General features: G+C 45.9%; 11 protein-coding genes. 8 read left to right on the top strand and 3 right to left on the bottom strand.

All coding sequences use genetic code 11. The annotated features are described in order from the left end of the window. The first annotated feature begins 186 nt into the window (after positions 1 to 186). The 4 genes from LY387_RS05395 to LY387_RS05380 all read left to right on the top strand — a co-directional run bounded on the left by LY387_RS05395 (position 187) and on the right by LY387_RS05380 (position 5,586). Entirely contained in the window at positions 187 to 2,121 is a 1,935-nt protein-coding gene (locus LY387_RS05395) for a PrkA family serine protein kinase (RefSeq protein ID WP_234495576.1), read from the top strand. A gap of 76 nt (positions 2,122 to 2,197) precedes the next feature. Continuing rightward, the gene (locus tag LY387_RS05390) at positions 2,198 to 3,469 is read left to right on the top strand and encodes a YeaH/YhbH family protein (RefSeq protein WP_234495575.1); all 1,272 of its coding nucleotides are present in this window, start codon (positions 2,198 to 2,200) and stop codon (positions 3,467 to 3,469) included. Between the two features lie 11 nt (positions 3,470 to 3,480). Next, positions 3,481 to 5,013 carry a SpoVR family protein gene (locus tag LY387_RS05385; protein ID WP_234495574.1) on the top strand — a complete coding sequence of 511 codons (1,533 nt, stop codon included), beginning with the start codon at positions 3,481 to 3,483 and terminating at the stop codon, positions 5,011 to 5,013. Positions 5,014 to 5,184: 171 nt separating this feature from the next. Further along, positions 5,185 to 5,586, top strand: coding sequence for a hypothetical protein (locus LY387_RS05380; protein ID WP_234495573.1), 402 nt, complete (start codon positions 5,185 to 5,187; stop codon positions 5,584 to 5,586). Positions 5,587 to 5,810: 224 nt separating this feature from the next. Here the strand turns inward: LY387_RS05380 and LY387_RS05375 are convergent, their stop codons facing one another. Continuing rightward, the gene (locus tag LY387_RS05375) at positions 5,811 to 6,680 is read right to left on the bottom strand and encodes an AraC family transcriptional regulator (protein WP_234496059.1); all 870 of its coding nucleotides are present in this window, start codon (positions 6,678 to 6,680) and stop codon (positions 5,811 to 5,813) included. Positions 6,681 to 6,810: 130 nt separating this feature from the next. Here LY387_RS05375 and LY387_RS05370 point away from each other — a divergent pair, with 130 nt between their 5' ends. The 3 genes from LY387_RS05370 (at position 6,811) to LY387_RS05360 (ending at position 9,111) form a co-directional block, all read left to right on the top strand. After that, a complete protein-coding gene (locus LY387_RS05370; RefSeq protein ID WP_234495572.1) occupies positions 6,811 to 7,959 on the top strand; it encodes a PLP-dependent aminotransferase family protein in 1,149 nt (382 codons plus the stop codon). Positions 7,960 to 8,287: 328 nt separating this feature from the next. Beyond that, positions 8,288 to 8,791, top strand: a complete 504-nt coding sequence (locus LY387_RS05365; RefSeq protein ID WP_042476912.1) for a YgjV family protein — start codon at positions 8,288 to 8,290, stop codon at positions 8,789 to 8,791. Between the two features lie 26 nt (positions 8,792 to 8,817). Further along, on the top strand, positions 8,818 to 9,111 hold the full coding sequence (locus LY387_RS05360) for a hypothetical protein (protein ID WP_042476893.1): 294 nt from the start codon (positions 8,818 to 8,820) through the stop codon (positions 9,109 to 9,111). A gap of 101 nt (positions 9,112 to 9,212) precedes the next feature. Here LY387_RS05360 and sohB read toward each other — a convergent pair whose 3' ends face one another. Continuing rightward, positions 9,213 to 10,274, bottom strand: coding sequence for a protease SohB (sohB, locus tag LY387_RS05355; protein ID WP_234495571.1), 1,062 nt, complete (start codon positions 10,272 to 10,274; stop codon positions 9,213 to 9,215). A 139-nt stretch (positions 10,275 to 10,413) separates the two neighbouring features. Here sohB and LY387_RS05350 point away from each other — a divergent pair, with 139 nt between their 5' ends. Beyond that, a complete protein-coding gene (locus tag LY387_RS05350; RefSeq protein ID WP_234495570.1) occupies positions 10,414 to 11,157 on the top strand; it encodes a YciK family oxidoreductase in 744 nt (247 codons plus the stop codon). A gap of 92 nt (positions 11,158 to 11,249) precedes the next feature. Here the strand turns inward: LY387_RS05350 and glpQ are convergent, their stop codons facing one another. Then, positions 11,250 to 12,308 (bottom strand): glycerophosphodiester phosphodiesterase, encoded by a 1,059-nt coding sequence (gene glpQ, locus LY387_RS05345; RefSeq protein ID WP_234495569.1) that lies wholly within the window; start codon positions 12,306 to 12,308, stop codon positions 11,250 to 11,252. Between the last annotated feature and the right edge of the window lie 7 nt (positions 12,309 to 12,315).

Raw genomic sequence — 12,315 nt, 5'->3', positions numbered from 1 at the left:
CCATAGTTAGGACTTACGTACTATTAGTGAGACTAGGGTGATTTTTCCTGCTATCACAAAGGGACTTTGTAAATAAATGCATAATTGTTAAGCATTAATCTGAAAACCCTACTAGTCTTTAAATTGACATGGAGTCGCATTGTATATGTGTTGACAGTCAGCTTTGCAGGTTAAGGGGAATCAGCTATGAGTATTTTCGATCATTATCAAACGCGTTATGAAGCCGCAAAAGATGAAGAGTTATCAATCCAGGAATTCTTAGCTCTATGTAAAGACGATAAAAGTGCCTATGCCAACGCCGCCGAGCGTCTTCTACTCGCTATTGGCGAGCCGGAAGTCATCGACACCGCACAGGATCCGCGCTTGAGTCGTATTTTCTCAAACCGTATTATCTCTCGCTACAAAACGTTCGAAGACTTCTACGGCATGGAAGATGCCATCGAACAAATCGTTTCTTACCTAAAACACGCCGCTCAAGGACTAGAAGAACGCAAACAGATCCTGTATCTACTTGGTCCTGTTGGTGGTGGTAAATCTTCTCTCGCTGAAAAGCTCAAAGCTTTGATGCAGAAGATGCCTATTTATGTGCTTTCCGCTAACGGTGAGCGCAGTCCAGTGAGCGATCACCCGTTCTGTCTGTTCGACGTAAACGAAGATGGCGATATTCTTAAGAGCGAATATGGCATCGAAAAGCGCTACCTACGCTCAATCATGTCGCCATGGGCAGCGAAACGCCTTCATGAGTTCGGTGGTGACATTACCAAATTTAAAGTCGTTAAAGTAAGACCATCGATTCTTGACCAAGTCGCTATCGCGAAGACTGAACCAGGCGATGAAAACAACCAAGACATCTCTGCATTGGTAGGTAAAGTCGATATTCGTCAATTAGAACACTACTCTCAAGACGATCCAGATGCCTACAGCTACTCTGGTGCACTATGTCGAGCTAACCAAGGCTTGATGGAATTCGTTGAGATGTTTAAAGCGCCGATCAAGGTCCTTCACCCGCTACTTACTGCGACTCAAGAAGGTAACTACAACGGTACTGAGGGTCTTTCTGCGCTGCCGTTTGATGGCATGATCCTCGCGCACTCGAATGAATCAGAGTGGCAGACATTCCGAAACAACAAAAACAACGAAGCCTTCCTAGACCGTGTTTACATTGTGAAGGTGCCATATTGCTTGCGCGTTTCTGAAGAAGTGAAGATCTACCAGAAATTGCTTGAAAACAGTGAGTTATCTAAAGCACCTTGCTCGCCAAGTACGCTGGAATTACTCGGTCAATTTAGTGTTCTTTCTCGCTTGAAAGAGCCAGAAAACTCATCGCTATTCTCGAAGATGCGCGTTTATGATGGTGAAACACTAAAAGACACCGATCCTAAAGCGAAGAGCTATCAAGAATACCGTGACTACGCGGGTGTCGATGAGGGCATGTCTGGTCTATCTACCCGTTTCGCGTTCAAGATCCTATCTCGCGTGTTTAACTTCGACCAAACTGAAGTGGCTGCGAACCCGGTTCACTTGTTCTACGTCATCGAACAGCAGATTGAGCGTGAGCAGTTCCCTCAAGAAGTTGGGGAGAAGTACCTGGAGTTCTTGAAGGGCTACCTAGTTCCTCGCTACGTTGAGTTTATCGGTAAAGAAATCCAGACTGCGTATTTAGAGTCATACTCTGAGTACGGCCAGAACATCTTTGACCGCTACGTCACGTATGCTGATTTCTGGATCCAAGACCAAGAGTATCGTGATCCAGAGACTGGCCAGCTATTTGACCGTGCATCGCTCAATGAAGAACTGGAAAAAATTGAGAAGACCGCTGGTATCAGCAACCCGAAAGACTTCCGTAATGAGATTGTGAACTTCGTGCTACGTGCACGTGCTAACAACAATGGCTCAAACCCTGTTTGGACCAGCTACGAGAAGCTTCGCACCGTTATCGAGAAGAAAATGTTCTCGAACACAGAAGAGCTTCTTCCTGTTATCTCGTTCAATGCGAAAACGTCGTCTGAAGACCAACGCAAACACGATGATTTCGTCAATCGCATGATGGAGAAAGGTTACACCGAGAAACAAGTCAGATTGCTGTCTGAGTGGTACTTGAGAGTTCGTAAATCCTCATAGTACACCTGACTGTCTAGTTGCAGCCCCGAGCGCTTGCTCGGGTGCTGTATGGTGAGGGGAATACAGGGAGTAACTCATGGCACAATTTATTGATAGACGCTTAAACGGCAAGAACAAAAGTGCCGTTAATAGGCAGCGTTTTCTGCGCAGACATAAGCAGAAGATCAAAGAGTCGGTGACCGATGCCGTTAACCGTCGCTCGATCACGAACACCGAGACCGGCGAAGACGTCTCGATTCCGAGCAAAGACCTCAATGAGCCTATCTTCCATCAAGGCCAAGGGGGCGTAAAAGAGCGCGTCCATCCTGGTAACGATCAGTTCATCACTGGCGACAAAATCGAACGCCCACCAAAAGGTGGCGGCGGTGGCGGCGCCGGGCAAGGTGAAGCTAGCCCTGATGGAGAGGGTGAAGACGAATTTGTGTTCCAGATATCCAAAGATGAATACTTGGATATTTTGTTCGAAGATCTCGCACTTCCAAATCTGAAAAAGAACCAAATTAACAAGATAAAAGAGTGGAAAACCCATCGTGCTGGTTACCAGACAGCGGGCATGCCCTCTAACATTGCTATCGTACGCTCACTTCAACAATCTTTAGCGCGCCGTACCGCTATGACGGCAGGCAAGCGCAAAATGCTTGATGAGCTCAATAAACAGCTTGATGCAATCAAAATCAGTGAGCCTGCACAGCCTCTTGAAGAGAACAGGCTCAAAGAAGAGATCGCAGAGCTTCGCAAGAAAATCGATAGCGTTCCTTTTATTGACACCTTTGATTTACGCTTCAAAAACTACGAAAAACGTCCAGTACCTTCCAGCCAAGCCGTTATGTTCTGCTTGATGGATGTATCTGGCTCCATGGACCAAGCAACCAAAGACATTGCTAAGCGCTTCTACGTCTTGTTGTACTTGTTCCTTACACGAACCTATGAAAACGTCGAAGTGGTGTTTATCAGACACCATACTCAAGCTAAAGAAGTGGATGAGCACGAGTTCTTCTACTCTCAAGAAACGGGCGGAACCATTGTCTCGAGTGCATTAAAACTCATGCAAGAGATAGTCGAAGACCGTTACCCTACCGGAGAGTGGAATATCTACGCTGCGCAGGCTTCTGACGGCGATAACTGGGCCGACGATTCACCGCGATGCCGTGACTTGCTAGTGAATAAACTACTACCAGCATGTCAGTACTACTCATATATCGAGATCACTCGCCGAACTCACCAGACTCTCTGGCATGAGTACGAGAAGCTCGAGAATGATTTTGACAACTTCGCGATGAAGAACATCCGATCGGTAGAAGACATATTCCCTGTGTTTAGGGAGTTGTTTCAAAAAGAGACAGCATAGGGAGACGTGCTATGACCACTGAGACCAAGACAGAATCTAAGGTATTACCTGATGGTCCTGACTGGACCTTCGACATGCTCGAGCGCTATCACGTCGAAATAAAACGTGTTGCTCAGCATTACAAACTCGACACTTATCCAAACCAAATCGAGGTGATCACCTCTGAACAGATGATGGATGCCTACTCGAGTATCGGTATGCCCATCAACTATAACCACTGGTCGTTTGGTAAGAAGTTTATTCAAACCGAACAAGGCTACAAACATGGACAAATGGGTCTAGCGTACGAGATTGTAATCAACTCTGACCCATGTATCGCCTACCTAATGGAAGAGAACTCCGTCACAATGCAAGCGCTTGTTATGGCGCACGCTTGTTACGGTCACAACTCTTTCTTTAAGGGCAACTACTTGTTCCAAACATGGACGGATGCAAGCTCTATCATCGACTACCTCTTATTCGCGAAAAACTACATTGCTGACTGCGAGCAGAAATATGGTGTCGAAGAAGTTGAGCAAATCCTAGACTCATGTCACGCACTGATGAACTATGGCGTGGATCGTTATAAGCGACCTGAGAAGATATCAATCGCTGAAGAGAAAGCGCGTCAAGAAGAGCGTGAATCCTACCTGCAGTCTCAAGTCAACGAGCTATGGAAAACCGTACCTAAGAACCGCGCAAAAGAGGAGCAGCAAAAGGTACGTTTCCCAACGGAACCTCAAGAGAACATTCTCTATTTCATTGAGAAAAATGCACCTCTGCTGGAGCCTTGGCAGCGTGAAATCGTGCGCATCGTGCGCAAGGTAAGCCAATACTTCTATCCGCAAAAACAGACTCAGGTGATGAATGAGGGTTGGGCTACATTTTGGCACTACACCATCTTGAATCATCTATATGATGAAGGTTTGGTGAGTGATAAGTTTATTCTCGAGTTCTTGCACAGTCACACTAGTGTAGTCGCTCAACCCCCCTACAACAGCCCTTACTTTAGTGGGATAAACCCATATGCACTTGGCTTTGCAATGTTCCAAGACATTAAGCGAATTTGCGAAGACCCGACCGATGAAGATAAGGAGTGGTTCCCAGATCTCGCAGGCAGCGATTGGCTCGAGGCGGTTCACTTCGCAATGCATAACTTTAAAGATGAGAGCTTTATCAGCCAGTATCTTTCTCCGCGCTTGATGCGTGAGTTTAAGTTCTTCTCCATCCTCGATGATGACCGTAAGAACTTTGTAGAGGTCTCGGCTATTCACGACGAGTTGGGCTATCGCCAGATTCGAGAAAAGTTAGCTGCTCAATATAACCTAAGCAATTTAGAACCAAACATTCAGGTCTACAACGTAGACGTGAGAGGCGATCGTTCACTGACCCTTCAGCATGTTCCACATAATCGTATACCTCTAGACGGTGGGCATGAAGAGGTGTTGAAGCACCTATATCGACTATGGGGCTTTGATGTCATCTTAGAAGAAGTGAAAGATTCTGGCCGACGAGAAATACTGGGTACATGCCCTAAACGGGAGCCATATAACTCCAGTATTTAACGAATCAGGTAACCCCTTATTCCCCTTAGGACGTCACCTGATCTTAAGCGGATTGCTGTTTAGGCAGTAATCCGCTTAATTTTATTCGCCACGATTATTTAACGACATTAATTGACAGCGCGAATCGAATAAAGGATAAGTGACGCCAACGCTTAACTGATCAGCATTTCTATGAAAAAAATACTGCTAGCTCTCGCCACCGCCCTACTCGCTATTGTCGCTCTTCTCGCTTGGGTGTTTATACCGACGCATGAACGAATTGGACCACAAACCAACGAAATCGAACTCAACGATGAGTTCTCAATATCCGCTCACCGCATCGTCTCTACCGATCCCGATGCTGGGAGTAAGTTCGCGTATTTTGTTCTTTCTGATGCTGTAAGCATCGAGGATCAAGAGCCTTTTTTAGTCACTTCCGATCAGTTTGCAAAGGTTTCGGTAACTGGAGAACAGACATTACAAGCCGTGGTTAATGGCAGAGTTTACCAGTTTCATAACGACCTTTGGGTTGAGCGAGAGAATGGTCAACTGTGGCGTTGGTATGTCAGTCTTGAAGCTAATTATGTTCGATAATTGAAATCAACGAGATACATCCATCGAGCCCAACGACCATCATGTTGCTGACCGACTCATTAGGTAGCTAGGAATCTACTTAAGGATTGGTGCGCGCGTTGGGTAGATCTCTGCCTGCGCAGAGATGACGATTATTTTGAGTGTGAAGAACCTGAAACTCCCGTCATTCCACTGGCCGTGGGCCTGCGCAGACAGGAATCTACTTGGGGCTTGGTGCGCACGTTTTAGAAAAAGCTAATAGGCAAATAAAAATCCAGTTCAAACGCTTCTTCATCGTTTAAAAAGTGGTTCTGATGGTAATGCACATACGCTGGCGTCGAACGCAGTTTAAAGCCTGAAGCCGGTAGCCATTTTTCTAAAACGATACTGATTTGTGGCAGCAACTCACCATAGACACCCGTCAATCGAAACACCGCGTGCAAACCGCCAGGTATCGTCATTTGGTTCACAACACCGCGATATTTAAGTGGCTTATCAATGGCGATGCAGGCTACGTAGCGGCACTTATCTAATTCGACCCAAGCGGGGTTCGAGTGATGCAAACCGTATTGGGTTGAAAAATCACGGTTCTCGGAGTTGGCCCAAGCCTTGAGTACCAGCCATGCATTACGGATAGAGCGGTTATACCCTTCATGACGAACGTAAGCGGCAAAGCGTTGTGGCACTTCAACGATTTTGGGCTTAGGTAATGTAAGCTCAGCGACTCGATGGTAACCCTCTGCCACCTCAGGATCTTTTAGGTAGGGCTTTTCCGCAACCTGCAAATCATGCTTACGCCAAGTACCAGGTGACATATCAAATGTGGCTTTAAAGGCGCGACTGAACGATGACACTGAGCTGAAACCACACTTATTGCCAATCTCCAAAACTGACGACTTAGTATCGAACATCAACTGGTTTGCTGCGTACTCCATTCGCGTGCGACGGATGTATTGATGAATCGACTCCCCCACTACATTCTTGAAGATACGGTGGAAATGCTGCTCAGAATATGCCGCTACATTGGCCAGCTCTCTAGCTGTTAGCTCTCGACTAATATCTTGGTGTATGTAGAACAATACGTCATTAATTCTAGAAACCTGTTGTTGGCTCATCATTCAACGTTCTATCGAAATAGCATAAACGGACATGTTTAACAGCATAAATGGACATACTTAGTTTGGCAATTCACATGTAATATCTTTCGAAGAAAACCAGAGTTAATAAATAAGAGAAAAACAACAGATGGAAATCGCACAGTCATTGCAACAAGTAAAGTCATCATATATTCGAGAGATCCTCGCTGCTGCCAGCGATAAAAACGTCATCTCACTTGCAGGCGGTTTACCTGACGAAAAGACCTTCCCTATTGACTTGATGAAGCCAACGCTTGAGAACTTGGCTAACATGCCAGAAGTGTTCCAGTACGGTTCAACAGCAGGCTATACACCCCTGTTAGATTTTCTCAGTGATTACTTCCAGCTCCCTGAAACACACACCGCAATGATCACTACTGGCTCTCAGCAAGGTCTGGATTTGATTGCGCGAGCTTATGTGAATCCGGGTGACAAAGTGGTGATGGAAGCGCCAAGCTACCTTGGCGCAATGCAGGTATTTGGCTTAGTCCAAGCCAATATCGTTACCGTTTCTCAAACCGAGTTTGGTCCAAACCTTGACGAGCTAGAGCAATGCTTCGAAACGGAAAAGCCGAAAATGTTCTATGCGGTGCCAGACTTCCATAACCCAACAGGGGTGTGCTGGTCGCTCGAAACGCGTCAAAAAGTTGCTGAGCTTTGTATTCAATATGACGTGGCTTTCATTGAAGATGCGCCATACCGAGAACTGCGTTTCTCCGGTGAGGCTCTGCCTTTGGTGTCTGATTTCTGTCCACAGAACTCTATCCTATTGCGCTCATTCTCTAAGATCGCGTCACCAGGTCTTCGCATTGGGGTGGTTACAGGTAAAACGAGCTACCTAGAACCATTAATCAAAATCAAACAAGGCGCCGATCTGCATTCAAGTGTACCGATGCAAGCACTCCTGCACGGTCTGCTTAGACACGACAACTTTGAAACCCACATCAACACCATTTGTGAGCTTTACAAATCTCGCTACGACGTTATGTATGCGGAACTAGAACAACGGCTTCCTACAAGCTGTGTATTGAAACCCGTTAATGGCGGGATGTTTGTATGGGTGGAAATCCCAGAATGCGATACGTTTGAGCTTGCAAAAACACTACTTGCCAACGGTGTGGCCGTTGTACCAAGCCCAGTGTTCTATCCTGAAGGCTCTGAGGTAAAGGCCGCACTGCGTCTTAACTTTACCAACGCGACACCAGACGAATTGAGAGTAGCGGTCAAGCGTTTAGCGGACGTATTACACATGTTGTAATTTGTGTTGAAGTTGAAGAGGCAGAGCGTAAATTGGTTGCGTCTAGGCATCGATTCGAAGATGACTAGAGTTGTTTAACCTTGTACGTGTCTGCCTCACTTTTCTAAACTAAATCCCTATCGTCACATAAGTCCCACCGCGCAGATAATATAATACTTTTCCAACCACGGAAGATTATCTGGAATAACCTAGGTTTCTCCCCCACGATCTCCTTCATTTAAAGCATCAAGTTGAAATGTGTTGAGTTTCAATTTAAACATCAGCAAGATGGGCGTCCTGCGAATATGGAAGAGTTCGTCTAAAGAGCGTTATGTTGACAGGAGGTTTCGTGACACCGTTTGTTTTGTCTCAGGTTTTGGTGGCTATAGCCATTGGTTTTGATTTGATGTCTTTTCAGTTCAAGGACAGACAAAAAATTGTAGCCTGCCTATTCTGCGCCGGAATCTTAATCTCTAGCCACTTTATCCTTCTAGAGCAGTGGACCGCTGCAAGCCTTATGATCATCGCAACCATAAGGTACTTAGTGAGTATCTTCTCTACTTCCAACAAACTGAAATACGTCTTTTGTACTGTTGCAATTATTTCAGCGTTAGTCACCTACTCAGGTTTAGTCAGTATCATTAGTTGTTCGGCATCTATTTTTCAAACGGTCGCTGCGTTTAATCGCGATGATCGCCGATTAAGGGAGTTAATGATAATAGGTACGGCCCTTTGGTTAGTACATAACTACATCGTCGGCTCTCCGACAGCAGTCATAATGGAAGTGCTTTTTATTTCGAGTAATCTGTTAGGTTATTATCGCTACTATTACAAGAAGTCAGCGGCCGTATAAATCTAGGCTAACAGGAAGGTTTCGTCGTGCGAAAATCCGATAAAAAGATCGAGAATCTAATCCGAAGCGTGTTAACTGACGTTTGTGAAGAGACGCTAAAAAGCTACGATGGTTTTCTTTGGGTGACTCATACCGTTAAACACGCCTCCTTCCCACAAAGCCTAAAAATTATCTGCGTATTTGAAACGAATCAGGATAGAGCTCACTTTTTAATGGGAGAGGGTCAGCAGCATGTCTCAACCGCTGTTCAAGTGGCGTTTAGTAAAGTTGGCGTGCAGCTAAAGAACGTAAGTAAGCAAATCAGTTACGAAACCAAGTAAAAGCAAGATGTAAAAAAGGGATCTGCATAAATCAGATCCCTCATCGTTTTTCAGCCTAAGACCACAGCGGTACTTATTTTGTCAATTGGCTATATAAACAATCAAACAATTGGTCGTTGACCACGGCTTATCAGCTTCATAAACACATTGTCTGCCGCATCACCTGCTACACCAGAAAGTTTATCAGTGAGTTTTTTCTTCTGAACGTAACGAATCGACAATACTGTTTTGTCTTTGCACGCCTCAATGACGATGTCATCGGACGCTTTGATTTCATCGACCAAGCCCAGTTCTTTCGCTTGAGTACCAAACCAGTGTTCGCCCGTTGCGACTTTATCGAGGTCTAGATCAGGGCGGTGATCGCGGATAAAGTCTTTGAACAGGCCGTGCGTCTCTTCTAGCTCTTGCTTGAACTTGTCACGAGCCTTGTCTGTGTTTTCACCAAACATGGTTAGGGTACGCTTGTACTCACCAGCGGTTAGCTGTTCAAATTCAATATCATTTTTCTTTAGAAGCTTATTGAAGTTTGGAAGCTGAGCGATAACGCCGATTGAGCCAACAACCGCAAAGGGTGCTGATACAATCTTATCTGCGATACATGCCATCATATAGCCACCGCTTGCCGCCACTTTGTCGACTGCGATTGTCAAAGGCAGGTTAGCTGCTTTGATTCGATCAAGCTGCGATGACGCCAGTCCGTAGGCGTGAACCATACCGCCGCCCGACTCTAGTCGAACTAGGACCTCATCGCCCTCTTTCGCGACAGCAAGAATCGCGCTGACTTCTTCACGCAGAGACGCGACTTCTTTTGCGTCAATGCTACCAATAAAGTCCAGTACAAATAGGTGTGATTCACGTTTGCTCTCTAGCTCACCCTCTTTTGCGGCCTTCTTGATTTCTTTTTCGCGCTGCTTTGCTTTCTCTTTTTCAGCTTTCTTTTCAGCTTTGTCGCGCGCTTTGATAAAGGCTTCATCATGCAGATGATGCTCTAGTTGTTCTACTGTGTGTTTACGCTGCTCAGTCAAGTTGGTGATTTCCAACTCACCTTTCGCACCACCAGCACGACCACCTACTGATTTAGCAACAATCAGTAGCGCCACAATCGCAACGACCACTGTCACGATCTTGGCCAAAAATAATCCGTAGTCTAATAAAAATTCCAATGTCTTATCCTCTATACGACGAATTGGTGTATTGTAACTAACTTGTCACGATTACCAATAAGAATTATACCCAAGTGACCTCAAAATGAAGGTTCAGCAAGATTCGCTTGGGTTATATTAATAACTAAGGAAGTGTTACGTGGAATATTCAACCGCTCCTGAAGCTTTGCAAGGTAAAGTTATTTTAGTTACAGGCGCTGGTGCCGGCATTGGTCGCCAAGCTGCGTTGAGTTATGCCGAGCATGGTGCGACGGTGATTTTGCTTGGTCGCAACGTCAACAACCTAGAGTTGGTGTACGACGAGATTGAGAAGCGAGGCTACCCGCAGCCAGCCATCATCCCTCTCGATTTGAAAGGTGCAACCAAACAAAACTACGTTGATATGGCCGAAACCATTGAAAACCAGTTTGGTCAACTCGATGGTGTTTTACACAATGCTGGTGTGCTCGGTACATTAAGTCCATTCGATCAAATCGATGAAGAAACGTTTGATGATGTTATGCAGATCAACGTAAAAGCGGAGTTCTTGATGACACAAGCGCTGCTGCCTATCTTGAAGAAAGCAGAAGCTGGCCGCATTGTCTTCACATCATCGACGGTTGGTCATTCAGGCCGTGCATTCTGGGGCACCTATGCGATTTCCAAGTTTGCGGTAGAAGGCATGATGCAAATCTTAGCCGATGAACTCAGCGACACCGCTATTCGTGTGAATGCGATTAACCCTGGCGCAACACGCACTCGCATGCGTGAAAAAGCCTACCCAGGTGAAGATGCCAATACATTGAAGACGCCACAAGACATCATCCCGCTCTATCTGCATCTGATGGATCCGAGCGTGACAGAAGTGAATGGTCAATGTATTGATGCTCAGCCTAAACGTTGATCCGTTGACTTAGCAGAATAGTCGACGTACTAACCAATAAAGCGGCGCAGATAATCGTATCTGCGCCGCTTTTTCGTTTACCGGACCTGTCGTTACTTACTGTTCAAAAACTCGACGGCTTTATCCGGAAAATCCGTGAATACACCATCGACCTTCACTTGATAATAGAAAATGTTCAACATGTCATCAAAGTCCTCGGCATACGCAGGAATACGCCCCTCATCTGCTCTGAACGTGTAAGGATGTACCGCTAAACCCGCCGCTTTTGCGGACGCCATCAGTGGGGTCACCTTAATATTGCCCTTGGTGGAGGATGAATCCACAAGCATCGGCTTCCAAGGTCCAATTCCGTCGGCATAGCGAGCGACTTGCTCCATACCTTTGGGCTCAAACATCCATTCATAACGATAAGGCTGCTTCTTATCGCCTTGATAGACCATGGTTTCGTTCCAGTCCGTATACGCGATAAGCTGAACTAATTTCAGGTCCATCCCCATATCTGGCAGTAATTGGTCGTTGATACGCTGTAGCTCATTGGCATCGAAGCACTGCAGGTAGATATTGTCGTCTTTTGCGTCGTAGCCGTATTGCTTAAGCACCGTGAGTACTGCTTTGGAGATATCTTTCCCTTCATGGCGATGAAACCAGGGTGCCTTGATTTCTGGGTAGATGCCAATGTCATAACCCAGTGTTTGATTTAACCCTTGAATCAGCTCAATCTCTTCTTCCAAAGTTGGCACAGTAAAATCTGACTTCCACATTGGGAAGCGTTCTGGATATCCAGCCACCTTGTTACCCTGCTCATCGAGCTTAAAGCCTTCTGTCACGCGCAAAGTCTTAATTTCAGCTAAGGTAAAATCAATCGCGTAATAGCGGCCATCCTCCCTAGCTCTGTCCGGAAAACGGCTCGCGACGTCGGTGACGCGGTCAAGATAGTGATCATGTAGCACCACTAGGCGATCGTCTTTCGTCATCACCACATCTTGCTCGATGTAGTCCGGCTTCATTGCATACGCGAGAGCTTTTGCCTCCAGCGTGTGCTCAGGCAAATAACCTGACGCTCCTCGGTGAGCAATCACCAAGGGTTTAGCCATAGCGTTCATCGATGCCGCTAACGCCACAGCTGAAAGAATAAGCGTTGAAGTTTTCATCGTGATT

The organism is Vibrio maritimus, from assembly GCF_021441885.1.
In the GTDB taxonomy this organism is placed as follows: Bacteria; Pseudomonadota; Gammaproteobacteria; order Enterobacterales; family Vibrionaceae; genus Vibrio; species Vibrio maritimus_B.
Note: the sequence above shows the minus strand (reverse complement) of the source record. Positions and strands in the feature narration are given on the sequence as shown.